A 22,016-nucleotide genomic window follows, 5' to 3' on the forward strand; every position below is an offset into this window, starting at 1 on the left:
TTAGGCACATGGTTGAGCTGGCCGGCACCCGGGTGTTCGTGAGCGACACGGCAGTCGTCAACGAGAGCGACGCCGTACAACTCATCGTCGACGCGTACTACGCGCATCAGGCCGAGTGGATCGCGTTCATGCCGGAGCAGCTGGGTGGCGAGTTCTTCGAGCTGAAGACCGGTCGGGCCGGTGCGATCACCCAGAAGTTCGTCTCGTACCACATGGGGCTGGCGGTCGTCGGCGACATCTCTGCACGGGTCGCCGCGAGCAAGCCGCTGGCCGACTGGGTCCGGGAGAGCAACCGGGGCCGCAACCTGTTGTTCGCCAAGGATCTGGACGAACTGACCGAGCTCCTAAAGGACCGGCAGTGAGCTGAGCAGGTCCGGTGTCTTCGCACCGGCCGGCTCATCGATGAGCACCCGGAGCTGACCGGAATTGGTCGTGTCCTCCGCGAAGATCTGCAGGGCGACGTCGACGGTGTCGTGGTCGTGCTCGAGCAGGTGCTGCAGACCGGTCCACAGGACGACCTCGGGCGAGCCGGTGGACCGATCGCTGAGCGAGTCGGCCAGCGCGTCCCAGTTCCGGCCGAACCAGCGCGGCAGGTCGAACGCGGTCGCGCACAGGTCCAGAAACCCTGCCTTGTCGTGGATCTCGCCGGTGTCGAGGTGTACGAACCCGAACCCCGCGGCGACTGCATCGCGGCGTACTTCGTCCACAGTTGCAGCGGACTGCCAGCGGTAGACGCCCGGCCGCAGCCCCTCCGCCAGCAACGCACGTAACCCACTCATGAAGTTCCCCCGTCTTCCGCGATCGTGCGGAAGGACTTGTAGTGATCGTCCGTGTAATAACGCTCACCAGCGTTGCCGGTCACGATCCGGCGGGCACCACGGTCCTTCTCCCCCGGCGTCGTCACGGTGTACTCGTGGTAGTAGCCGCGGTCGTGCTTCGGCAGGATCTTCTCCAGGTTCCCGAACACCACACCGTCGCGGCTGTACGGGTACGGGCCGCCCTGGTCGATCAGCTTCAGCGTGTCCTGTGCCTCTTTCGGCATGTCGGCAACCGCGACGATCTTCAGGCCGCTGGCCGCATCGACGTCACTGGACGACCTGGTCTTCGTACTCGCGCTGCACCCGAACAGCGACGCCGCCAAAGTGATCACGAGCATGGCGATCACCACGATCGCCACGATCCGCGCGGCCTTCTGGTTGTTGATCACCCGGCCTCCTGCAGACGCCGGACGAACTCGGCTGCCGCCGCACCCGGGTCATCGGCCGCAGTGATGGCGCGTACGACGACCACTCGCGTCGCACCTGCTTCCATCACCTCGTCCAGCCGTTCCAGGTCGATCCCACCGATCGCGAACCACGGCTTCGACTGACGGCGACCAGCGGCGTACGAGACCAGCTCCAGACCGGCAGCCTGACGCCCCGGCTTGGTCGGCGTCTCCCAGGTCGGCCCAACACAGAAGTAGTCCGACCCCTGCTCGGTCACCGCGGCGTTGACCTGACTGAACGTATGCGTCGAACGCCCGACGATCGGCCCGGGTCCGGTGATCGCCCGGGCGGCATGCACTGGCAGGTCACGCTGCCCCAGGTGCAGTACGTCGGCTCCGGCCGCGAACGCGATGTCCGCGCGGTCGTTGACTGCCAGCAGCTTGCCGTGCCGCTTGCACGCGTCCGCGAACACCTCCAGCGCGGCCAGCTCGTCGGCAGCCTCCATCTCCTTCTGCCGGAGCTGCACGATGTCCACGCCACCAGCCAGCGCGGCGTCCAGGAACTGCTCGAGATCACCCTGCTTCTCGCGTGCGTCCGTGCATAGGTAGAGCCGAGCAGCGTCCAGGCGGTCGGTGTGGTCAGTCACAAGCCAAAGCCTGCCATGCCCACCAGAAGTAGGCTTTACGGCATGCCTGAGCACACATCAGATGTGGTTGTCATCGGTGCCGGGCTGATTGGTCTGGCGACTGCTTGGCGGCTTGCTGCCGACGGTGTTCAGGTGACTATTTGTGACCCCACGCCCGGCTCCCAGACCTCCAACGTCGCGGCCGGCATGCTCGCGCCGGTCACCGAGGTGGAGTACGGCGAGGATGAGCTGCTGGCCCTCAACCTGGCCTCTGTCGACGCCTGGCCCACATTCGCCGCCGAGCTCGAGGAACTAACCGGACTCTCCGCGGGTCTCCACCGGACCGGCACCCTGTCGGTCGCGTACGACGTCGACGACGCAGCTGCTCTCCGCCGGCTTGCTGACTACCAGCGGCGGCTCGGGCTCGAGGTGGAGGAGCTGTCCGGTCGCGACGCCCGTCGTCGCGAACCACTGCTCGCCACTGGCGTCTCCGGCGGCGTTTGGGTTCCCGGTGACCACTCCGTCGACAACAGGCAGGCAGTCGCCGCCCTCCTCCGCGCAGTCGACCTGTCCGGCGTCCAGCTCATCCGCGAACGCGTGGCTCACGTGATCACCTCCGGTACGACGGCTGTCGGCGTACAGCTCGAGAACGGCGACGCCGTGCATGCCGGTCACGTCATCGCTGCGACTGGACCGTGGTCGTCGCAGTTGGCCGGCGTACCCGAGGAGTTCCGGGCGCCGGTGCGACCGGTGAAGGGCGAGGTGCTCCGACTGCGAGTGCCAGAGGCCTACCGCCCTGCACTTCGGCATACCGTCCGAGCAACTGCCCGCGGCTTCTCTGTCTATCTCGTACCGCGACCAGGTGGCGAGATCGTGGTCGGCGCGACCACTACCGAGCTCGGCTACGACACTCGAGTGCTGGCCGGCGGTGTGTTCGCGCTGCTGCGCGACGCTCGGACCGTCCTGCCGATCACCGACGAGCTCGAGCTGGTCGAAGCGATCGCGGGCCTCCGACCGGCCACACCGGACAACGCGCCGGTGCTCGGTCCGTCCGGGCTAGATCGGTTGCTCTGGGCAACCGGCCACTACCGGAACGGCGTGCTGCTGACACCGGTGACCGCACAGCTGCTGGCCGACACCGTGCGTACCGGCACCCTGCCGGACCTCGGAAAACCCTTCCTCGCCAGCCGGTTCGGGCACTGACTCACAGTTGCCCGCAGCAACCGGAATGCTTGTGAAAGACAACAATGTAGTTCAGGCTTGAATTGTAAACATTGCATTACAGGCGTAACACGCACCCCATGGTCCCCTGTTGTCACATCCGTACCAGCGCTTACGGTCGACAGGACGTCAGACGGGGAGATGGTTGCTATGCACAAGGTCCTACGAGTGCTGAGCGGACTCGCCGTACCGGTGCTGGCCGCGGCCGTGATCACGGCCGGCGCACCCGGGTTCGGCGGCTACAAGGTCAAACAAGGTGACACCCTCAGCCTCATCGCCGACCGCTACGGCACGTCGGTCAAGACACTGGTCGCATTGAACAAGCTGCCCGGCAACGGCAACGCGATCTACGCGGGCGAGGTCTTGAGAGTGCCCGGCAAGACCACTACGACAGCCCCGGCGAAGCGTTCTCAGCTCGGCCGGGTGACGTACGTCGTCAAGCGCGGCGACACGATCTCCGGGATCGCGAAGCGGTTCAAGTGCTCCCAGGCCAACCTGCGCGCCGCGAACGGACTCAAGTCCGGCGACCGCATCTACGCGGGCAAGCCGCTCCAGGTCCCGGTGAAGCTGCACCCGAAGAAGCCGAAGGCGCGGACCGACAACACCTTCGCCGGCCGCACGTACGCCGACCACATCGTCGCCCAGGCCAACCGCAACCGGGCGATCCTGAAGAAGCGCAAACTGCCGACCCGGTCGCAAATGCGGTCACTGATCGTCACCACCTCGAAGCGGTACGGCGTCGACCCGCAGCTCGCACTCGCGGTCAGCTGGCAGGAGTCCGGCTGGAAGCAGCGGGTCGTCTCCCCCGCCAACGCGATCGGCACGATGCAGGTGATCCCGTCGACCGGCAAGTTCGCCTCGAGCATCGTCGGCCGGAAGCTGGACCTGCTCAAGCCGCAGGACAACGTCACCGCCGGAGTCGTCCTACTCAGCCGCCTGACCGGTGCGGCCCGACTGGACCTCGCGGTCGCCGGGTACTACCAGGGTCTCGGCGGAGTGAAGAAGAACGGTGTGTACCCGGACACGAAGCTCTACGTGAAGAACGTGCTCCGGATCAAGGGCCAGCTGGAACGCGGGTGGGACCCTCTGCGGTGAGCCTGGCCCAGTCACGCTGAGGCGTTATCTACACTCTCTGAGCAGAACGTTTGGAGAGGCGGCTCACCGCAAGTGACGGATGACGTGGACATGCAGGTCAGCGACCGCCTCGTCGGGCGTGTGCTCGACGGTCGCTACCGTGTGGACGCGCGGGTCGCGAAGGGCGGTATGGCCACCGTCTACCGGGCCCTCGACACCCGGCTGGACCGGACCGTCGCACTCAAGGTGATGCATGACGGGCTCGGTGACGACGCCCAGTTCGCCCGCCGGTTCGTGGCGGAGGCCCGGGCCGCGGCCCGCCTCTCGAACCCAAATGTGGTGGCCGTCTTCGATCAGGGCGACGACGACGGCACGCTGTTCCTGGCAATGGAGTACGTGCCGGGACGCACTCTGCGTGACGTCATCCGCGAGCAGGCACCGCTCTCCCCTGCCCGTGCGCTGGACCTGCTCACGCCGATCCTGTCCGCTTTGTCGGCTGCACACGACGCCGGCATCGTGCATCGCGACATCAAGCCCGAGAACGTGCTGATCTCCGACAAGGGCGCGGTGAAGGTCGCCGACTTCGGTCTGGCCCGTGCGGTCAGCGCCAGCGGCAACACCGCCACCCAGGGCCTCCTGATGGGCACAGTGTCGTATCTGGCGCCGGAGCTGGTCACCGACGGCAGTGCGGACGCCCGCTCGGACGTGTACTCGGCCGGCATCGTCCTGTACGAGATGCTCACCGGCAACAAGCCACACTCCGGCGACACCCCGATCCAGGTCGCGTACGCACATGTCCACGCCGACGTACCCCCTCCATCGCTGGAGCAGCCCAGCATCCCGCCGTACGTCGATGCGCTCGTGCAGCGTGCGACTGCACGTGACCGGGACCTGCGGCCGACCGACGCGCGGGTGTTCAGCCGGCAGGTGCACCGGGTCCGCAGTGCGCTCGACGAAGGGCTGCCGGACGACCCCGAGCTGACCGGTGACCTCACTGTGCCGATCCACCAGATCCGGCAGGACAGCGGGTACGACGACGGCTATACGCGCGGAGAGCCCGAAACGCTCCGCCACGACACCATCGTCGTACCGGTGAATCAGGGCCGCCCTACTGGTGCTCCAGCAAAGCCTCAGCCACCAGAGCGGCGCCGAAGCCGCGGCCCGCTGGCACTGATCCTCATCCTGGCCGCCGCGATCGGCATCGGCACCGCAGCTTGGTACTACGGCATCCACCGCTACACGTCCACGCCGAATCTGGTCAGCATGGCTCCCGCGGCCGCAGCAGCGGAGGCGGAGAAGGCCGGTCTGCGCACCAGCCTCGACAACCAGGACTACTCCGAGGACGTCCGCCTAGGTGAGGTCATGCGGACCGACCCGGCCGCCGGCGACCGGATCCGCAAGAACGGTGATATCGGACTCACCGTTTCCAAGGGTCCCGAGCGCTACCGGGTGCCGCAGCTGGTCGGTCTGCAGCTGGACGCCGCACAGCAGGCGCTGTCGCCGATCAAGCTGGTCACCGGGCAGATCAGCGAGGTCTACAGCGAGACGGTGCCGCAGGGCCGGGTGATCGCGATCAGCCCGAAGTTCAACACGGTCGTCAAGCCGGGCGCTGCGGTCAACTTCGCCGTCAGCAAGGGCAAACGGCCCATCGCGGTGCCCGACTGGACCGGCAAGTCCTACCACGACGCCAGCAAGGCATTGCGCAAACTCGGCTTCACCGTCGGCCGCAGCACGCAGTACGACGAGAAGGTCGCCGAGGGCAACGTGATCAGCCAGACCCCGAACAGTGGCACGCTGTTCGCCAAGGACAAGGTCTCGCTGGTGGTGTCGCTCGGCCCGCCGCTGGTCGACGTACCGGACGTCAAGCGGAAGAGCACCGCGGACGCGCAGAAGCTGCTCACCGACGCGGGCTTCAAGGTGACGGTGCAGAAGGCGCCGTTCAACCTCGGCCTGAACATTGTCGCCGCGCAGAGCCCGAGCGCCGGCAAGAAGGCCCAGCCCGGGAGCACAGTCATCATCACGGTGCTGTAGGCCGTTTTGCCTTCTGTTGAAGGCGTCTGATGAGATGAGCGGCGTGAACCACCCACGTGTCGCCGTACTCGCCCTGCTCGCGGTCGCGGCGGCGTGGGGATCGACGTTCTTCCTGACCAAGGACCTGCTCACCAGGATGGACGTCGCCGACTACCTGGCGTTGCGGTTCCTGATCGCCTCGGTCGCACTGGTGCTGGTCCACCCGCCTGCGATCGCCAAGCTAAGCCGCCTCGACCGCGGCCGGGCCGTTGCCCTGGGCATCACGTACGGCATCGCGCAGCTGGTGCAGACCGAGGGCCTGCGGCACACCTCGGCCAGCGTGTCCGGCTTCGTCACCGGCATGTACGTCGTCTTCACGCCGCTGCTCGGTGCGGTCATCCTGCGACACAAGATCGGCCGCTGGGCCTGGTTCGCCGTGATCCTCGCCACTGTGGGTCTCGGCGTACTGTCGCTGCGCGGGCTCAGCATGGGCCACGGCGAGCTGCTGACGCTGGCGTCCGCCGGGCTCTACGCGCTGCACATCATCGGGCTGGGTGCTTGGTCGACCCCGCAGAATGCGTTCGGGTTGTCGTCGCTGCAGATGATCGTGATCACCTGCGTCTGCGCGATCGGCGCCATACCTGGCGGGTTCTCGGTCCCGGGCACCGGCCGCGACTGGGTCAGCGTGGTCTACATGGCTCTGGTGGCCGGAGCGCTTGCCCTGATCGTCCAGACCTGGGCACAGGCACACCTGACTCCCACGCGAGCCGCGATAGCGATGACAATGGAGCCAGTGTTCGCCTCGACGTTCGCAGTACTGTTCGGCTCTGACAGCCTGACCTGGCGGATGCTGGTCGGTGGCGCGCTGGTGCTGTCGGCGATGTATCTGGTCGAGCTGGCGCCGCGGCGGAAGTTCGAGGCGGAAGTGCAGCACTTGGCTCAGTAGGAGGGGATCATGCGGGAAGGCGGCCGGCACGGTTGGTTCCCGTACGTCGTGATTGCCCTCCTGCTCACGATTCTGGCCGCCGGCACGATCAGCAACCTGATCCGCAACCCGCAGCCCCGCCTCGTCGCCGACGGCATTCCCGGTCGGGCAGCGACGTCCGCCAAATCGTCACTCGGCGGCGGCAGCCCGAAGTACGACGACCTGGTCCGGCACGCGTTGGCCGACCTCGACGGGCTCACCTTGCCGAACGGCGCCACGCTGGCCGGCTGGAACGGCCCATGGCGGTACGTCTGGCCCCGGGACGCGTCGTTCGTCGCCGTCGCCCGCTGCGCGATCGGGCAGTACGACGAAGCTCTCGACGTACTGGGGTTCCTGGACCGGGTCCGGCCGTCGACGGGTCGTTGGGAGGCGCGGTACACCGAGACCGGCGGCCGGGTCGACGACGGACGGCCGCCACAGCTCGACGGCTCCGGGTGGGTGATCTGGGCGACCTGGTTCTGCCACGCGGGCGAGAAGTACTGGGACTTGGTCAGGGAGTCGGCCGACCAGATCGTCACCGAGCTCGCCCCGAACGGCCTGCCTGGTCCGTCGTCGGACTACTGGGAACGCCGCGAGAAGGAGCTGACCCTCGGCACGATCGCACCGCTACTGACCGGACTACGGTCGGCGGTCCGGATCGCCACCGATCAGCATCATCCAGCCGAGGCCGCCCGCTGGCAGACCGCGGCCGAAACGTTGTCGAAGGCAACCGATCGGGTGTTCGGGCCCGACTATCCCCGGACCCCCGCGCGGGCGACCAGCTTCCTGGAATCAGGCCTCGAACCGATCGGCATCGACGGCGGCGCCGACGCGATCGTGACCGTGCTCGGTCCGCCGTTCGCGCCGGCCCGGGCCAACGTGACGAGTGCGATCGAGCGCACAAACGCAGTACTGACGCAGCCCAACGGCGGCGTGACACCTGGCGAGGACTGGCGGGCGGACGGGGTGTCCTGGACGCCGCAGACCGCGTTGTTCGCGCTGAGCGCGGCCGCGCGAGGAGATCACGCCACGGCGGACCGCCTGCTGACCTGGCTCGATCAGCACCGGACCAGCACTGGTGCGTTGCCCGAGAAGGTGAATCGGGATCTTGAGCCGGCCGGCGAGGCGCCGCTCGCGTGGACCGCGGCGCTGGTGGTGCTCGCCGACTCGGCTCTACGGAACCCCCTGCCCGTTCCTTAGCAGATCTCCATCACGTCGTGCGTGGGCGCGTCTGGTCGCGCGGTACTCGTCTTGCCTGAGTAGAAGAACGCAGTCGACGAGATGTCGTCCTGCAGCGGCAGGTACCGTCCACCGGACCGCCAGCCGAGTGCCTGTACGTCGACGCGCAGTTTCTCCTTGAAACGAACCGGGTCTGGCAGGTGGAAGCGGTACATCCCGAACCGCTGCTGGCTCTGGTACTGCCCGTCCGGCCGGATCACCTGCGGCATACCGAGGTACGGCGTACTGAACTCCGTGTAGCCGCCCAGGTGAGGTACGTCGAAGTTCCACGCGCCACCGAAGTAGTCCTCGGTACCTGTGCCGCAGATGGTCGGGAACTCGTCGTCGCCGTCCAGGTAGAACTTCACCTCACCCTCACCCCACCAGCCGGTGCTGTTGACTCCCCAGGCGAGGTAGGTGCCGACGTAGTGACCAGGACCCTCGACACCGTCCAGCAGCGTGTGGACCGTCCTGCTGAGCAACGGATTGCTCCGCCGCCACTGCGCATGCAGGTACGCCGACTTATCCGGTACTGCGCCCAGCCAGTAGTCCACCTGGAAGTACACGACCACCTTTTCGTCGTGCGTGTTCTCCAGCGTGAACGTGGCGTGCTCCTTGAAGGGCATCTCCCAGTAGCAGTTGAAACCGCCGTTCGGGTTCACCGCAACCGGCAGCGAGTTCACCTGGGCGAACTTGCCCCAGCCGGAGCAGAAGAAGTCGCCGACCGGAGTCTCGATCGCCGGCGCCTCGTCGCCGTCCCAGTGGGCGCGCAGCACCAGCCGGCGCCAGTGGTCGACGTGCGTGGTCAGCCAGATGTGCGTGACGCAGCCGGAGCCGGCGATGTCCGCCAGCGTCGCGGTCTCCCCCGGCCCGAGCTCGATCGACGGCGAGACCTTCCAGCCCTGACCGAGGTCCCGGGCCGCGTTCGCACCGGTCCCCTCGGTCCGCCGCCCGCCCTGACCGGGCTCGCCGGTCGGGTTCTCCGCACTGATGGAGCGCGACTCGACGTCGGCGAGCGCACTGATGCCAGTCAGGTTCCCAAGAGTCATACCCGCGACCCTAGGCCCGCCCGGGTCCGCTGAGAAATCGATTGCCCATGAAGTGGACTCAGCAGATCGGTCCGTACCGTCGTCTGTACTGGTGTAGGCCGGTCAACCGACCGGCCGGGACAGGGGGCGACGTGACCTTCGACGAGTGGACCAGGTCCGGTCTGCCGCCGCTACTGCGGTTCGCGACCGTGCTGTGCGGTACTCCGCACCTGGCCGAGGACGTCGTACAGGACGTGGCGATCAAGGCCCAGCGGAAATGGGACCGGATCGGCGGGCTGGACAACCCGGAGGCGTACCTGCGCCGGATGGTGGTCAACGAGTACCTGTCCTGGCGGCGCAAGTGGTCGCGGTACGTGCCGAGCGCCGAGATCGAGCCGGCCAGCACCCCCGACCATGCCGAACGCACCGCCGACCGTGACCAGTTGCTCGGCGAGCTGGCCAAACTCCCCCGGCGTCAACGAGCCGTCCTGGTACTGCGGTACTTCGGCGGACTGAACGACGCCGAGATCGCCGAGACCCTGGGCTGCTCGCCAGGCACCGTGCGCGCGCACGCCTCACGAGCTCTAGCCACTTTGCGCATCGAATTCACCAGCAACCGTGTGACGGAGGACGTCCACCATGCGTACTGAAGAATCCCTCCGCGATGCCTTCGAGCACCTGGCCGACCAGGCACCGCATCCGACCGACATCCGCGCCGGCTTGCAACCCCGCGGACCTCGCCGACCCCGTCGTACCGCTGCGATCATCTGTACGGCGGTCGTCACCGCAAGCGTGGCAATCGCGGCGGTCGTCGTACCGCATGTCATCTCTGACGACTCGGGTCCGGCGGCTCAGGTCAAGGGCAACACTGCCTGGTCGCGGTGGGTCGACCTGAATCTGCCGAAGAACTTCAAGGCGGTCGACCAACGGTTCACCGCCAACCGCCAGGACTACGAACTGGTCGACACCACTGTGCGGACCCAGGCGCCGTTCTGCCAGCTTCAGCTGCACCGCAACGGCGACTTCGACCCTTCGACGATCCCGGCCGGCAGCCCGACGGTCCCCATCGGCGAGCACACGGCCCGGGTGGTCACCTTGGACGGGAAGAAGCCGTTCATGCCCCCGCCGTCGAACTACAGCTTCCCGCTGTCCGCCAAGCTGCGCAAAGTCTTGGCGTGGGAACCGATCGATGGACTATGGGCGCTGCTCAGCTGCGAGACTCTGATCCCTCAAGGCGCCGACATCGTGCCGACAGCTGAGCTACAACCTGCCGTGAGCCTCGCCAAGTTGATCTCGCCGCGGGCTGGCCGGCTCGGCTCCCCGGTCAAGCTCGGTGAGCTCCCGAAGGGCCTCTCGCCGCAGCTCATCCACTACGAGCCGTACGACAATGCGATCCCCGGATCCGGCGAGGAGTTCACGGCGCTGCTCAGCGACGGCAATCCGGCCACCGGCTACGTGCCGCCGGTGCTGAAGCCGGCCGGACTTGTGTCAGGCAACCCCTGGGACCCGGCTCGTGGTGACGACCTGTCGATCAGGTACGACACCAGCAAGTTCTGGAACCAGATGACCCAGATCCGGGGCGGCAAGGCGGATGCCGTCATCCATGGCATGAAGGCGTACTACACCAACGCGAAGATCACGTACTCGAAGAAAGACCCGACGAAGGTCACCCTGTCGGGACCGCTGAACACCCTTCGCCTCGAAGCGAACGGCGTCGCGGTCGTGATCAGCAGCTACGCCGCGAAGCCGTCGATGGAGCAGCTGAAGCGGGTGGCCGCGTCGATGGAGTTGACGAAGAGCCCGAAGGACCCCGCCGCCTGGTTCGACGCGGCGACCGCGATTCGCTGATCAGCAGGGGCGGACCGTGGCGGTCATGCCGTGAGAGAAGGACACGCAGGCCCAGGGGCGGCCCTGGTCGCGCTTGGCGCGGACGATCATCGGGAACGCGTCCGCGCCACGCACCTGCGTGTTCTTCTCGGTCGGCAGTGAGCCGACGCCGCCACCGCGCGCCTCGGCCGCGGCCTTCACGTCGGCAACCGTGACGGTGCTGCTGGATGCCTTCTCGGCCGCCTGCTTGGCGTCGGTCGCGACCTGCAGGGCGAACTTGATCTCCGGCGGCTTCGACCAGGTCGTCTGCGACACCGGGATGATCAGCCCGAACATCGCCAGCCCGATCGCCGTCACGATCTGCCGGAGCCGACGGGTCTGATCGGTCAGCAGCAGGCTGGCGCAGCACACCGCGAGGAACACCGTCAGCCCGCGCAGGATCCAGTGCCGGTCGAGCCGGCTGTCCACCGCGAGTCCGGCCACGACGGCGATCACCAGGCAGAGCACGGCCGCACCGAGCGCCCGGGCCCGTGGAGACAGAGATTGCATGCCGCAGACGATAGACGCTCGCCGTTCGTCGCACGCTAGCGGCCGTTGAGCGCGGGACGCGCCGGTCAGGATCGTGCGATACGAACGGTGCTGGCAGATTCTGAGGGGTCCCACCGCCCCTAGGGATTGGACCGGATCATGACCGAGAACCCGGGCTTCTGGAGTATTTCGCGGCGTCGCGCACTGCAGCTGAGCGGAGGGGTCGCGGCGGCCGGCGCCGTCCAACTGCCGGCCCATGCAGGACTACCAGCGGGTGGCAGCCAGGCCTCGCTGGCGGAAGGCACCAACTTCATGGTGTCGGTGTCGCCGGACGGGAAGTGGCTCGCATTCGACCTGGTGACGGCGATCTGGGTGACGCCGGCCGCGGGCGGAACCTCGCGCCGGCTCACCGACGACCTGCAGGACGCGACCCGGCCGCGGTGGTCGCCGGACGGACAGTCGATCGTGTTCCAGTCGTACCGCGATGGGAACTTCCATTTGTGGACAATCCGACCAGATGGCAGCGGGCTGCGGCAGTTGACCACCGGGCGGTACGACCACCGCGAGCCGTACGTCAGTCCCGACCGCCGATCGATCGTGTTCTCCTCGGATCGCGGCGGCAATGGCAGCTATGGCGTTCACCGACTCGATCTCGTGAGCGGCGCGATCGTGGCGCTGACCGACGATGCGAGCGATGAGGCCGAGCCAGCCGTGTCTGCGGACGGTACGAAAGTCGCCTTCACCGTGGACGCCAGCTCCATCGTCGAGCTCGATCTGACGACGGGTGCGCGTACGACGTTGGTCGCGGCGCAGACCGGGATCAGCCTGTTCGGGCCGTCGTACTCCGTGGGCGGGAAGCTCGCCTACGTTCGGCTGACTGGACCGTCCTGTGATCTGATTGTTGACAATCAGCAAGTCACAACAGGCAAGGATGTCTTCGCGCTGCCGCCGTCGTGGGCGTCCGCGACCGACCTGTTCTACAGCGCTGACGGGACCGTTCACCGCTACCAGGTCGGCGGCGGGGATGCCGTCGTACCGTTCGCGGCGACCGTTCCGGTGACGTCGAAGCGGCCTCGGCCGAAGGTGCCTGACCTCGAGTCGACCGCCAAGCGGCCGGTCCGCGGGATCGCTGGACCGACCGTTTCGCCGGACGGCAAGTGGCTCGCGTTCCGGGCGTTGAACGCACTCTGGCTGGCGTCGACCGACGGTAAGGGGAAGCCGCGCAAACTGGTTGCCGACGGCTACTTCAACTCGGATCCGGACTTCTCGCCCGACGGCAAGAAGTTGCTCTATGCAAGCGATCGCGACGGTACGGCGGACCTCTGGCTGCACGACCTGGCGACCGGCGCCGACACGAAGCTCTCCGGTCTGCCCGGCGCCCAGACCGCACCACGGTTCGCGCCCGACGGCCAGCGGATCGCGTACCAGGACCAGGACGGGATCGCCTGGGTCCTCGACCTCGCGTCCGGGCAGGTCCGGCAACTCACGCCGACGCTCTTCCAGCCCGGCCGGGTCAGCTGGTCGCACGACGGCGGGACTCTCGTCCTGGCCGCGGTCAAGCCGTTCTCCAAGCGGTTCCGCGAGGGCACAAGCCAACTCCTGTACGTCGATGTCGCGACTGCTGCTCTCGAGTACGTCGAGCCGATGCCGTTCCGCTCGCTCGCCACCCGCGGCGACGACGGCCCGGTCTTCTCCCCCGACGGCACCCACCTGGCCTTCGTCGTCGAGAGCCTGCTCTACGTCGCACCGGTCGACAATCGAGGCCGCTTCACTGGCGAGCCGCGTGCGATCACCAGCGAAGTGACCGACTCGCCTGTCTGGCAAGACGATCGGACCTTGCTCTACCTGTCGAACGGAAAGTTGCGCAGGACAACGATCAACGGCAGCCAACCCGAGACGATCCGGATCGATCTGGAGTATCGGCGGGCCACGGTGAGGCAGCACGTCACGATCCACGCCGGCGCCTTGTGGGACGGCCGCGCGACCACGCTGCTCCGCAACGTCGACGTAGTACTCGATGGCTCGAAGATCGCCGCCGTACGCCCGCATCACGGCCGGGCCGACGTGGACGCGTCGAAGCTGACGGTGATGCCGGGACTCGTCGATGCGCACAACCACTGGCATCTGCGCGGACGGGCGTGGGGTGCGCGGCAGGGGAACCTGTGGCTCGCGTACGGCATCACGACCACGCGGTCGCCCGGCGATCCGGCGTACCAGATGCAGGAGACTCGCGAGGCTCTCGCCAACGGGACGCTCAGAGGGCCGCGGTACTTCGCGACCGGCGAGGCGATCGACGGGTCGCGGGTGTACTACAACTTCATGCGGCCGACGTTGTCGGTGCGGCAGCTCGGTCTGGAGCTCGATCGGGTCGAGGGGCTCGCGTACGACTTGGTCAAGACCTATGTGCGGCTGCCGATCGAGTACCAGCGGCGCGTGATCGCCGCCGTACACCGGCTTGGGCTTCAACTGTCGTCGCACTACCTCTACCCGGCCGAGCACCTCGGCATGGACGGCATGGAGCACACCGGCGCGACGAATCGGCTCGGGTACTCGCACACGGTCAGCCGGCTCGGCCGCGCGTACGCCGATGTGGTCACGCTGTTCACTCGCGCCGGATTGTCGGTCACCCCAACGTTGTTCAATTCAACGATGGCGCATGTAGATGATCCGTCGCTGCTCACGGACCGTCGTACGACGACGCTCTATCCGTTCTGGGAGTACGACTTCTTGATGGCCGAGGTGAACACCGCGAAGGGACCCGCGGGCGTCACCACCCGCGAGCTCCTGCGCGGCAACGTCGACATGGTCCTCCGGATCCACCGCGGCGGCGGCCTGGTCATCTCTGGCACCGACACTCCGCTGGACAACATGGCCGTCTCGTTGCACGCCAACCTGCGGTCGATGGTCGCCGGCGGATTCACGCCGTACGAGGCGCTGACCACGGCGACCCACAACCCGGCCAAGTGGCTCAACCTCGAGGACAAGATCGGCGTGGTGAAACCCGGCGCGCAGGCCGACCTGTCGTTCGTCACCGGCGATCCCCTCGCCGACATCCGCGCCGCCGCCGCAGTCGATCGCGTCATGATCGCCGGCCGGCTTCACACCGTCGACGACCTGCTCAAACCATTTGCCGCCAGCAACCAAGTCGAACCTGCGGTCCACACCGCCAACGCCCCACAACCATTGACCCGGGACCAAGCCCACGCCCACGCCCACGACGCCGACTACTGGTGGCACGAACCCGAGTGGCTGCACCGAGCCTGTTGCGAGGGTTAACCGAGCGCGCGCAACGCGGTCGCGAGGATGAGCTTGCGGTGTTCGGGCGAATGAACTCACCGGTGCTGATCACCGGCTGCTCGTCCGGCATCGGGCGGGCGACGGCACTCGCGTTCGCGCGCGCCGGTCGGCCGACCTGGGCGACCGCGCGGAACCCGGAAACGCTCGACGAGCTCGCCGCGGCGGGGTGCCGGACGATGGCGTTGGACGTCACCGACGAGGAGTCGCGCGTCGAGGCGGTCAAGCGGGTCGAGGCCGAGCACGGCGCGGTCGGCGTACTCGTGAACAACGCGGGCTATGCGCAGACGGGTCCGGTGGAGGAGGTGTCGCTCGAGCTGCTGCGGGAGCAGTTCGAGACGAATGTGTTCGGGCTGATCGGGATGGCCCAACTGGTCCTGCCCGCGATGCGCGCGGCCGGCAGTGGGCGGATCGTCAACCTCGGGTCCGCGGGCGGGCTGATGGCCTTCCCCGGGGTCAGTGCGTACGCGATGACCAAGTGGTCGTTGGAGGCGATGTCGGATGCGCTGCGGTACGAGACGCGGTCGTTCGGCATCCGTGTCGTACTACTGGAGCCGGGTGGGGTGGTGAGCAACTTCGCCGCGACCGAGGAGGCCAGCTGGCCGCAGTACGCCGACAGTCCGTACGCCGGATTCCGCCGGAACCACCGCGATCGGATGGCTCGGTTCAACCGCGCCGGGGCGCCTGGGATGTCGTCGCCGGAGGACGTGGCCAAGGCGATCGTGCGCGCCGCGACCGCGAGCCGGCCGCGTGCGCGGTACAAGGTTGGCGTTGCGCCGCGAGTCCTGCCGGTGCTGTATCGATCGCTGCCGGCCGCGGGGTGGGACGCTTTTGTCGGCCGGATGTTCCCGGTCTAGAAGGTGGTCGTGAGGTCCTGGGTCTGGCCGGTGGCGGAGGCTTGGTAGGCGGACTCGATGATGTCGATGACGTGGCGCGCGTGTTCGGCGGTGACGATCGAGGGCTTGCCTTCGCGAACCCAGTCGACGAGCTGCATGACGTCCTCGTAGACGTGCTGCTCCTCGATGTCGCGATGCGCGCCGGTCACGTGCGGAAGGAGCGCCTGGTTGCCCGGGCCGCGGGGCGCGAGCTCGGATGGGTTGCGGTCGGGGAAGTCGAACGGTTCGCCGTTGAGCAGCAGGCCGTCGATCGTGCCTTCCGTCCCGTAGTACGCACCGCCGAAACCGCCCCGGATCGGCCCCGCCGCGGTCCCGGTCGCGACGCAGTACAGGTTGTCGCCGAAGTCGATCAAGACGATGGTGTTGTCGTCGGCATCGGTCTCGACGTTGCCACGCATGGGGATCCGTACGCCGGACATCGCGGTCACTCGCTTCGCCGGGCCGAGGATCCCGGTCACGGTGTGCAGTGCGTACACCGTCATGTCGTACATCGGTCCGCCACCGGGCTTCCGGAAGTACCACGACGGATCGATGTTGCTCAGTACGTCGCTGCCGCCGCGAACGGACTCGTTCTCGTGATAGGTCCCGAACGCCGCGCCGCAGCTGACCCAGGACAACGTGCCGATGGCGCCGTCGGCGATCAGCTCACGCGTACGCACGTGATGCGGGCGCAGCATCTCCCCGGGCGAGGCAACGATCCGCAGGTCGTTGGCGGCCGCGAGCTCGATCAGTTCGGTCGCCTCGGCGACGGTGATCGTCATGGTCTTGTTGAAATGCACGTGCTTGCCGGCCTGCAGCGCGAGCTTGCCCTGCTCGTAGTGCAACCCGATCGGCGAGGCAATCGTGACGGCGTCAACATCGCCCCGAGCCAGCAGATCCTCGTACTCCGTGAACGCCCGCTCGACTCCGAACTTCTGGGCCGCCGCCTCCGCCCGCCCCGCCACCGGATCACAAACCGCCGCCAGCGTCACCCGCCCCGCAAGATCAGGCAGCCCCAAATGCGGAAGGATCCCCCGAACCGAAATACTCCCCGCCCCAACAACCCCGATCCGCACGGTGTCCGCCATAACCGCAATCCTATTGGCCTTCGCCCCGCCAAGCCGGGCCACGCCGCGGACCTGCATCACTCATCAACCCCGCCCTCGGACCGTCCCCCGAGCGTGAGCACCCGGCGCCGCGCGCACTTGGTGAGTGGCCCGCGTCCCCGCGCCAGAGCTTCCAGGGGTGGCAGGGGTGAGCGTACTTTTGAGAGCGTGGCATCGAGATCCTGGCCGCAACGTGCAGTCCGCATGGTCGGCGACAGCCCTGTCTCCGAGCGGATCGCCCACGCCCAGGAGCTGGCTTACAAGCCACTGATCGAGTGGGTGCAGCACACCCCGTTGCACACCGACGTACTCGGTCATTCGTTGCATCCGTCGCTGACCGAGGTGACCACTGGGTGCTGGATCGGCGCGTCCCTTCTCGACCTCGCTGGTGGGTCCGAGTCGCGTCGCGGGGCGACGCTCCTCACCGGGTTCGGACTGCTGGCGTCGCTGCCGACGGCTCTCTCCGGCGCCGCCGACTGGGGGAAACTGTCAGGTGATGAACGCAGGATCGGTGCGGTCCACGCGCTCGGCATGGACACCGCGACGTTCCTCTTCGCCGGCTCGCTCGTCGCGCGTCTGCGTGGCAACCACCGGCGAGGTACAAGGCTTGCCGCTGCCGGCAACCTGGTGATGGCGGGTGCGGGCTTCCTCGGCGGCCATCTGGCCCTGCACCGCGGAACTGCCCGCCGGACTTCCGTGGCTGAGAGCAACTAGAACTGCGCGGGGTACGTGCGGCGGCGTGCTCCGTCGGATAGGTTTCGGCGGCATGAGCGTTGTGGAGCATGTTGTTCTGATTCACGGGACCTGGGGCCGCGGGAGTCATTTCCGGGAGGCCCGGGCTGCGTTCGAGGACCGTGGGTTCGTTGTGCATACGCCGACGTTGCGCCATCACGAGCTGCCGCTGCAGCAAGGATCGGCGCAGATCGCGCCGCTCAGTCTGACCGACTACGCCGACGATCTGGTCTCGGTGTGTGAGGCCCTGGACTCGCCGCCGTTGATCCTCGGGCATTCGCTGGGTGGGTTGCTGGCCCAACTCGTTGCGGCCCGGACTCCGCACGCCGGTCTGATCGGCGTGTGCCCAGCTCCGGGGGCCGGGATCTTCGCAATGTACCCGTCGATGAGCCGGCTGTTCCTGAGCCACTACCTCCAGCCGCGACCGTGGACCAAGCCGCTCGTGCCGACCTGGGAGAAGTTCCACGTCGGCGGTCGGATCACGCAGACCGAGGAGGATTCGCGAGCCCTGTTCGCGGACCTGGTCTGTGAGTCGGGGCGCGCGTACTGCGAGATGGCTTTTCCACAACTCGATCGCCGGAAAGCATCACGCGTCGACTACGCCGCCATCCCCGGCCCGGTCCTGATCTTCGGCGGCTCCGAGGACCGCACTGTGGTCCCAGCCGTCTGCCGCGCCACCGCCTCGAAGTACGCCAACGCCACCTACCAAGAACTCCTCAACGCCGACCACATGCTCCTGTTCGGCACCATCCTCCAAACCACCATGACCCACATCGACGACTGGCTCACCGCCAACAACCTCACCCCCGCCGACTAGGCACCTCGCCGGACCCGTTGATCAACGCAACGATCGTCGTACCGCGCGGGAACGCGCTGCGCGCGACCTGGTCGAACAGCGCGTACATCATCTTCGCCTCGTACACCCAATCCAGCCGCAGACCGTGCCGCGCCTCGAAGTCGTCGATGAACTCGTCCAGCTGAGGCGTCCGCTTCGCATAACCACCGAAGTGGTAATCACACTCGAGCCGCCACGACCCGGCACGCGCGCCGTACACCTGCTCCTGAAGCGTGACGACGTTGCCCTCCAGGAACGCGCCACCCTTCAGAACAGGAACCCCGACCACCAACTGATCTGGCCGCACTCCTGCGGCCACACCAGCAAGCGTTCCTCCGGTACAACGGCACAGAACACGACGTCGACCGACGGATCCAGCTCCGCCGGCAACTCTGCACATCCCCGCACCGCGTCGGCATTGCTGCCGCCCTCGGGAGTCAGGTAGAAGTCGCCGAACTCCTCACGCAGCGCCTCGACCACAGCCTCCGACGTCTTCGCGCGGTACGTCGTCCGGTCGACGTACGTCAGCCGCATTCCGCGCGAGGCCGCATACCGAAGCGAGGGATTCAACGGCAGATGCTCTTCACCACGGATCACACCGATCGTGGTGAAGCCGCAGTACTGCCCGACCGCAGCAGTGGCCCGAATGTGATTCGAATACGCCCCACCAAACGTCAGCAGAGTCCCGAACCCCAGCTCCCGAGCACTCGCGAGGTTGTACTTCAACTTCCGCCACTTGTTCCCAGGCACTTCCGGATGAATCAGATCATCCCGCTTCAACAGAACCCGCACGCCCGCGGCCGCCAGCCGATCTTCCTCGATCTCAACCACCGGCGACGGCAACCGAAGCCCTGCGATCAGCCCATCCTCCACCCCGCCAGCATCGCACGCGGCCGCACGTCAGCTAGGCGGTCCACGAATCGACGACGGTGACGCCAACTTCCTTACCGGCGTAGCATCCGGGGCCTAACGACGGTGAAGGCGCGAGACCTGGAGGAGGAACGTGATCATGAAGACTGAGATGTCGGCGTACGGCGTGGTGACCAAGACGGCCGCCGGGTCGGTAGCTCAGGTCGCCGAGCGATTCCGTCGGCTCCTCGATGCCAAGGGGGTCATGGTGTTCGCGGTCATCGACCAGGCGGCCGCGGCCCAGACGGCCGGACTAAGCCTCCGCGACACCGTGCTGATCATCTTCGGCAACCCTGCCGCCGGCACCCCGATCATGGAAGCCGCTCCACTGGCCGGCCTGGACCTCCCGCTGAAGGTCCTCATCTGGGACGACGCCGGAGAAACCCGAGTCAGCTACTACTCCCCCGACACCATCGCCGCCCGCCACAACCTCGCCACCGCCGCCGGCCTGTCCGCCATCGACACCCTCACCGACGCGCTCACTGCCGGATCGCCGTCAGATTAGTCAGGTAGCCGCACGCCAGGTTCCACCACAGTCGCCGCGATCTCGGTCGCCCAAGCAGCGAACTCGATACCGAGCCTGCCCAAGACGGACGTCCCGGTGACTTTCGGCGAAGGCCGCGCCGAATCAAGAAACGGTTGCAATCCACGGAGCCGGCCGCAATCTCTGTGGATTGATCGTGGCCTGACCGGGGAGCGGGTGTCACACTGAGCCTCATTCCCGGGGGCGGGCGGCGGCAACGGCTTGGCCGATGCCGTCATGGATGGCGCATGCCATCGGAACAAGGGGGCGGCATGGACAAGGTACTGAAGGCGTTAGGAGCCTATTCGGCGGTCGTCGGCATCGTGGCGCTGGTGACCGGCAAGGACAGTTGGAGCGGCAAGTTCAGCGAGATTCTGTGGCTGCTGCTGAGCATGTACATCGCTCTGGTTCCGACAGGACTGATTGTCGCGGGCATCAGCAACCTACCGAAAACCCTGCTGGACGTAGACAAATGGAATGACGCTCAGACGATCTTCGCAGTCGGCGCAGTCAACCTGAGCCTCGCGTTCCTGATCCGCTACGGCGTTCTGGACTCGGGCACCAGAACGCCGAGCACAGGCGCAGCCGTCGCAGGCGCAGTCCTCCTCGCCATCCCTTTCATACTGATCACCTTCAGAAGCCTGGCCGCCCCAGCACAGGCGTAACAGTCCAGACGCCGTCGAACTCGGCACCGACCGGAACAGCCTCACGAGCCCCGACGGCAACTGGAGGCTTGAACTCTGACCAGTTGTAACCCCACCGCACCTCGTCCATGACCAGCGCGGGGACACGGGGTCCGCAGTTCCGGTCATCGCGGTCCGATTGAGCGGGGCGCCGGCCGAGTAGTCACACGCGGGCGGCAGCCCGCAAAGTCCGGCGGGAGCCGGAAAGGATGCACCGGCGCTGAGCCGGGGGCGGGTGGGTGCGGGCGTTGCAGGTGCGCGGAGCGACGAAGGAAGCGCCTGCGGAGGATGCGGGGTCGACCACATTTCCCAGGATTAGAACGGGAGTTTGGGTTGGGGTGGGGCGTGGGTTGGGTCTACGCCGTCGAAGAGGCTGCTGACTGATTCGCCGTCGTGGATTCGTTTGATGGCTTCGGCGAACAGGCCGGCGATCGAGGTGACCTGGAGTTCGGGGAAGCCATCGGGGCGCGGCACGGTGTCGGTGCTGATGACCTCGGTGATGGACGGGTGCGAGCGAAGCCGGTCGACCGCAGGCCCTGCGAACAATCCGTGCGTACAGGCAACGGCAGCTTGGGTGCAGCCGAGGTCCTTCAGGCGGTCCAGGAGTTCGATGATCGAGCCGCCGGTGGCGATCTCGTCGTCGAGGATGATGGCTCGCTTGCCGGCGACGTCGCCGACGATCGCGTCGATGACGACCCGGTCGTCGGCCAGGCGCTGCTTGCTGCCGGCCGCGACCGGTAGGCCGAGCAGCCGGGCGAACAGGGTCGCGGTCTTCGCGTTGCCGAGGTCGGGGCTGACCACGACCGTGTTGGACAGATCGTGGTTGCGGAAGTGATCCGCGAGTACGCCGATCGCCGTCAGGTGGTCGACCGGGACCGAGAAGAAGCCGTGCACCTGGGGCGCGTGCAGGGCCATCGTCAGGACGCGGTCGACGCCGGCCGTGACGAGGAGGTCCGCGACCAGGCGACCGCCGATCGAGATCCGGGAGGCGTCCTTCTTGTCGGACCGTGCGTACGCGTAGTGCGGCATCACGGCGGTGATCTGCTCGGCCGAGGCACCGCGGGCGGCGTCGATCATCAGCAGCAGCTCCATCAGGTGCTCCTGCGTCGGCGGCACCAGCGGTTGCACGATGTAAACGTCCCGCTGCCGACAGTTTTCCTGCAGTTGTACCTGCAGGCAGTCGTTGCTGAAACGATGGATTTCCACCGGTGCGAGCGGTACGCCGAGATCGGCACAGATCCGCTCCGCCAAACCAGTGTGGGCACTTCCGCTGAACACGACGATCTCTCGCACGGCTCTCCCCGAACGCTGCGAACCCCGACATCGGCAGCCTACCTGGCACCACCGCGGACCCTCACG

General features: G+C 67.2%; 23 protein-coding genes and 1 pseudogene. 15 read left to right on the forward strand and 9 right to left on the reverse strand.

Annotation, left to right across the window (positions count from 1 at the left end):
• The first annotated feature begins 8 nt into the window (after positions 1 to 8).
• Entirely contained in the window at positions 9 to 362 is a 354-nt protein-coding gene (locus EV650_RS10820; protein ID WP_134117841.1) for a DUF4180 domain-containing protein, read from the forward strand.
• Here the strand turns inward: EV650_RS10820 and EV650_RS10825 are convergent.
• From EV650_RS10825 to thiE, 3 genes are read right to left on the reverse strand one after another with little or no spacing between them, the layout of a single operon-like run.
• Positions 345 to 779 carry a barstar family protein gene (locus EV650_RS10825; RefSeq protein ID WP_134117843.1) on the reverse strand — a complete coding sequence of 145 codons (435 nt, stop codon included), beginning with the start codon at positions 777 to 779 and terminating at the stop codon, positions 345 to 347. The genes EV650_RS10820 and EV650_RS10825 overlap by 18 nt on opposite strands.
• Positions 776 to 1,207, reverse strand: a complete 432-nt coding sequence (locus EV650_RS10830) for a guanyl-specific ribonuclease (protein WP_202874457.1) — start codon at positions 1,205 to 1,207, stop codon at positions 776 to 778. The genes EV650_RS10825 and EV650_RS10830 overlap by 4 nt, the downstream gene beginning before the upstream one ends.
• On the reverse strand, positions 1,204 to 1,851 hold the full coding sequence (thiE, locus tag EV650_RS10835) for a thiamine phosphate synthase (protein WP_134117845.1): 648 nt from the start codon (positions 1,849 to 1,851) through the stop codon (positions 1,204 to 1,206). Before thiE ends, EV650_RS10830 begins: the two co-directional genes overlap by 4 nt.
• Before the next feature lie 42 nt (positions 1,852 to 1,893).
• Here thiE and thiO point away from each other — a divergent pair, with 42 nt between their 5' ends.
• The 6 genes and pseudogenes from thiO to EV650_RS10860 all read left to right on the forward strand — a co-directional run bounded on the left by thiO (position 1,894) and on the right by EV650_RS10860 (position 8,299).
• Complete coding sequence (gene thiO, locus EV650_RS10840; RefSeq protein WP_134117847.1) at positions 1,894 to 3,033, forward strand: glycine oxidase ThiO; 1,140 nt, start codon at positions 1,894 to 1,896, stop codon at positions 3,031 to 3,033.
• A 168-nt stretch (positions 3,034 to 3,201) separates the two neighbouring features.
• A complete protein-coding gene (locus tag EV650_RS10845; protein WP_238174135.1) occupies positions 3,202 to 4,146 on the forward strand; it encodes a LysM peptidoglycan-binding domain-containing protein in 945 nt (314 codons plus the stop codon).
• Between the two features lie 90 nt (positions 4,147 to 4,236).
• Positions 4,237 to 5,943: pseudogene (pknB, locus tag EV650_RS10850) on the forward strand (Stk1 family PASTA domain-containing Ser/Thr kinase); the annotation flags it as partial.
• Positions 5,944 to 5,949: 6 nt separating this feature from the next.
• Entirely contained in the window at positions 5,950 to 6,156 is a 207-nt protein-coding gene (locus EV650_RS41555; protein WP_439648785.1) for a PASTA domain-containing protein, read from the forward strand.
• A gap of 34 nt (positions 6,157 to 6,190) precedes the next feature.
• Entirely contained in the window at positions 6,191 to 7,081 is an 891-nt protein-coding gene (locus EV650_RS10855; RefSeq protein ID WP_134117853.1) for a DMT family transporter, read from the forward strand.
• Positions 7,082 to 7,090: 9 nt separating this feature from the next.
• Positions 7,091 to 8,299, forward strand: coding sequence for a glycoside hydrolase family 15 protein (locus tag EV650_RS10860; RefSeq protein WP_134117855.1), 1,209 nt, complete (start codon positions 7,091 to 7,093; stop codon positions 8,297 to 8,299).
• Here the strand turns inward: EV650_RS10860 and EV650_RS10865 are convergent.
• Complete coding sequence (locus EV650_RS10865) at positions 8,296 to 9,366, reverse strand: glycoside hydrolase family 172 protein (protein WP_134117857.1); 1,071 nt, start codon at positions 9,364 to 9,366, stop codon at positions 8,296 to 8,298. The two genes, EV650_RS10860 and EV650_RS10865, sit on opposite strands and share 4 nt — an antisense overlap.
• A gap of 131 nt (positions 9,367 to 9,497) precedes the next feature.
• Here EV650_RS10865 and EV650_RS10870 point away from each other — a divergent pair, with 131 nt between their 5' ends.
• Together EV650_RS10870 and EV650_RS10875 are read left to right on the forward strand one after the other, a co-directional pair.
• Entirely contained in the window at positions 9,498 to 9,995 is a 498-nt protein-coding gene (locus EV650_RS10870; protein ID WP_134117859.1) for a SigE family RNA polymerase sigma factor, read from the forward strand.
• Positions 9,985 to 11,193: a hypothetical protein gene (locus tag EV650_RS10875; RefSeq protein ID WP_134117861.1), complete on the forward strand. Its 1,209-nt coding sequence runs from the start codon at positions 9,985 to 9,987 to the stop codon at positions 11,191 to 11,193. The genes EV650_RS10870 and EV650_RS10875 overlap by 11 nt, the downstream gene beginning before the upstream one ends.
• Here the strand turns inward: EV650_RS10875 and EV650_RS10880 are convergent, their stop codons facing one another.
• The gene (locus EV650_RS10880) at positions 11,194 to 11,721 is read right to left on the reverse strand and encodes a histone H3 family protein (RefSeq protein ID WP_134117863.1); all 528 of its coding nucleotides are present in this window, start codon (positions 11,719 to 11,721) and stop codon (positions 11,194 to 11,196) included. It abuts the gene before it with no gap.
• 138 nt (positions 11,722 to 11,859) lie between these two features.
• On the opposite strand from EV650_RS10880, the gene EV650_RS10885 reads away from it, so the two are divergent.
• Both EV650_RS10885 and EV650_RS10890 read left to right on the forward strand, forming a co-directional pair.
• Complete coding sequence (locus EV650_RS10885) at positions 11,860 to 14,976, forward strand: DPP IV N-terminal domain-containing protein (RefSeq protein WP_134117865.1); 3,117 nt, start codon at positions 11,860 to 11,862, stop codon at positions 14,974 to 14,976.
• 50 nt (positions 14,977 to 15,026) lie between these two features.
• Positions 15,027 to 15,851, forward strand: coding sequence for an SDR family oxidoreductase (locus EV650_RS10890; RefSeq protein ID WP_134117867.1), 825 nt, complete (start codon positions 15,027 to 15,029; stop codon positions 15,849 to 15,851).
• Here EV650_RS10890 and EV650_RS10895 read toward each other — a convergent pair.
• Entirely contained in the window at positions 15,848 to 16,957 is a 1,110-nt protein-coding gene (locus EV650_RS10895) for a Gfo/Idh/MocA family protein (RefSeq protein WP_134117869.1), read from the reverse strand. The two genes, EV650_RS10890 and EV650_RS10895, sit on opposite strands and share 4 nt — an antisense overlap.
• A gap of 186 nt (positions 16,958 to 17,143) precedes the next feature.
• Between EV650_RS10895 and EV650_RS10900 the strand changes: the two genes are divergently transcribed.
• Together EV650_RS10900 and EV650_RS10905 are read left to right on the forward strand one after the other, a co-directional pair.
• On the forward strand, positions 17,144 to 17,689 hold the full coding sequence (locus EV650_RS10900) for a DUF2231 domain-containing protein (protein WP_134117871.1): 546 nt from the start codon (positions 17,144 to 17,146) through the stop codon (positions 17,687 to 17,689).
• A 52-nt stretch (positions 17,690 to 17,741) separates the two neighbouring features.
• Positions 17,742 to 18,524, forward strand: coding sequence for an alpha/beta hydrolase (locus EV650_RS10905; RefSeq protein WP_134117873.1), 783 nt, complete (start codon positions 17,742 to 17,744; stop codon positions 18,522 to 18,524).
• On the opposite strand, the gene EV650_RS40960 is transcribed toward EV650_RS10905, so the two are convergent.
• Both EV650_RS40960 and EV650_RS10910 read right to left on the reverse strand, forming a co-directional pair.
• Positions 18,508 to 18,831 carry a hypothetical protein gene (locus tag EV650_RS40960; RefSeq protein ID WP_238174136.1) on the reverse strand — a complete coding sequence of 108 codons (324 nt, stop codon included), beginning with the start codon at positions 18,829 to 18,831 and terminating at the stop codon, positions 18,508 to 18,510. The genes EV650_RS10905 and EV650_RS40960 overlap by 17 nt on opposite strands.
• Positions 18,810 to 19,415, reverse strand: coding sequence for a 1-aminocyclopropane-1-carboxylate deaminase/D-cysteine desulfhydrase (locus tag EV650_RS10910; RefSeq protein ID WP_238174137.1), 606 nt, complete (start codon positions 19,413 to 19,415; stop codon positions 18,810 to 18,812). The genes EV650_RS40960 and EV650_RS10910 overlap by 22 nt, the downstream gene beginning before the upstream one ends.
• Positions 19,416 to 19,551: 136 nt before the next feature.
• Here EV650_RS10910 and EV650_RS10915 point away from each other — a divergent pair, with 136 nt between their 5' ends.
• Entirely contained in the window at positions 19,552 to 19,956 is a 405-nt protein-coding gene (locus tag EV650_RS10915) for a DUF302 domain-containing protein (RefSeq protein WP_134117875.1), read from the forward strand.
• 290 nt (positions 19,957 to 20,246) lie between these two features.
• Positions 20,247 to 20,639 (forward strand): hypothetical protein, encoded by a 393-nt coding sequence (locus tag EV650_RS10920; RefSeq protein ID WP_134117877.1) that lies wholly within the window; start codon positions 20,247 to 20,249, stop codon positions 20,637 to 20,639.
• Positions 20,640 to 20,972: 333 nt separating this feature from the next.
• On the opposite strand, the gene EV650_RS10925 is transcribed toward EV650_RS10920, so the two are convergent.
• Positions 20,973 to 21,950: a ribose-phosphate diphosphokinase gene (locus EV650_RS10925; protein ID WP_134117879.1), complete on the reverse strand. Its 978-nt coding sequence runs from the start codon at positions 21,948 to 21,950 to the stop codon at positions 20,973 to 20,975.
• Positions 21,951 to 22,016 lie beyond the last annotated feature (66 nt).

Origin of the sequence: Kribbella kalugense, from assembly GCF_004365875.1 — a bacterium.
Taxonomy (GTDB): domain Bacteria; phylum Actinomycetota; class Actinomycetes; order Propionibacteriales; family Kribbellaceae; genus Kribbella; species Kribbella kalugense.

Excerpts from the sequence above, each read along its gene's own strand:
- EV650_RS10820 (WP_134117841.1), top strand. The coding sequence starts at position 9 with ATGGTTGAGCTGGCCGGCACCCGGGTGTTCGTGAGCGACACGGCAGTC.
- EV650_RS10825 (WP_134117843.1), bottom strand. The coding sequence starts at position 779 with ATGAGTGGGTTACGTGCGTTGCTGGCGGAGGGGCTGCGGCCGGGCGTC.
- thiO (WP_134117847.1), top strand. The coding sequence starts at position 1,894 with ATGCCTGAGCACACATCAGATGTGGTTGTCATCGGTGCCGGGCTGATT.
- EV650_RS10845 (WP_238174135.1), top strand. The coding sequence starts at position 3,202 with ATGCACAAGGTCCTACGAGTGCTGAGCGGACTCGCCGTACCGGTGCTG.
- EV650_RS10855 (WP_134117853.1), top strand. The coding sequence starts at position 6,191 with ATGAGCGGCGTGAACCACCCACGTGTCGCCGTACTCGCCCTGCTCGCG.
- EV650_RS10860 (WP_134117855.1), top strand. The coding sequence starts at position 7,091 with ATGCGGGAAGGCGGCCGGCACGGTTGGTTCCCGTACGTCGTGATTGCC.
- EV650_RS10865 (WP_134117857.1), bottom strand. The coding sequence starts at position 9,366 with ATGACTCTTGGGAACCTGACTGGCATCAGTGCGCTCGCCGACGTCGAG.
- EV650_RS10875 (WP_134117861.1), top strand. The coding sequence starts at position 9,985 with ATGCGTACTGAAGAATCCCTCCGCGATGCCTTCGAGCACCTGGCCGAC.
- EV650_RS10880 (WP_134117863.1), bottom strand. The coding sequence starts at position 11,721 with ATGCAATCTCTGTCTCCACGGGCCCGGGCGCTCGGTGCGGCCGTGCTC.
- EV650_RS10885 (WP_134117865.1), top strand. The coding sequence starts at position 11,860 with ATGACCGAGAACCCGGGCTTCTGGAGTATTTCGCGGCGTCGCGCACTG.
- EV650_RS10890 (WP_134117867.1), top strand. The coding sequence starts at position 15,027 with ATGAACTCACCGGTGCTGATCACCGGCTGCTCGTCCGGCATCGGGCGG.
- EV650_RS10895 (WP_134117869.1), bottom strand. The coding sequence starts at position 16,957 with ATGGCGGACACCGTGCGGATCGGGGTTGTTGGGGCGGGGAGTATTTCG.
- EV650_RS10905 (WP_134117873.1), top strand. The coding sequence starts at position 17,742 with ATGAGCGTTGTGGAGCATGTTGTTCTGATTCACGGGACCTGGGGCCGC.
- EV650_RS10915 (WP_134117875.1), top strand. The coding sequence starts at position 19,552 with ATGAAGACTGAGATGTCGGCGTACGGCGTGGTGACCAAGACGGCCGCC.
- EV650_RS10920 (WP_134117877.1), top strand. The coding sequence starts at position 20,247 with ATGGACAAGGTACTGAAGGCGTTAGGAGCCTATTCGGCGGTCGTCGGC.